This window comes from Flavobacterium sp. PLA-1-15 (genome assembly GCF_049060005.1).
Taxonomy (GTDB): Bacteria; Bacteroidota; Bacteroidia; order Flavobacteriales; family Flavobacteriaceae; genus Flavobacterium.
Window position 1 is genome coordinate 1 of sequence record NZ_JBMGQS010000063.1, and the last position, 508, is coordinate 508.

The window sequence follows — 508 nt, forward strand, 5'->3', positions numbered from 1 at the left end:
TTTTTTCATAATTTGGAGTCTTTTGTTTTTAATACTCCATATCGAATCGTCCCTCTCTTATTTCTACAACTTCTCCTGCCTGATTGACGGCATCAAACCAAAAAGTTCCAGAAATAATAGAATTTGATAAATCTATACGTGTTATTTTGAGTTCGCCTGTTTTTATGGTATTAGTATAGTAGTTTTTATTTAAGAAAGAAGAAATATAATATTGCCCTCCCCCCCCTATAAAGTCACCATTATCAATAGTGTTTTTATCTAAAGTATAAGTTTGTCCGGCTTGCAGATTTATAGTGCGTGTTTGAACAGCTATAGCCTTTACATCAGTTCCTCTTCGATCGGAAAAATGTATATTAAAATAAAATTCTTCATCAATAAATTCATAATTACAAACAAGAGCTGGACTTAGCCCTTCTTGATGTGGTAGAAAAACTTTGCCATTTATCAAACAACCGGCGGTATTGGCACCTGTTTGGGTTTCTGGAGGGAGTTTGTCACTGCCACTAAA

1 protein-coding gene is annotated in these 508 nt (G+C 34.3%); it reads right to left on the reverse strand.

The window, feature by feature from the left end; all coding sequences use genetic code 11:
• Nucleotides 1-28: 28 nt before the first annotated feature.
• The coding region (locus ACI6PS_RS16215; RefSeq protein ID WP_421013609.1) for a DUF6252 family protein at nt 29-508 on the reverse strand (480 nt) is incomplete at its 5' end.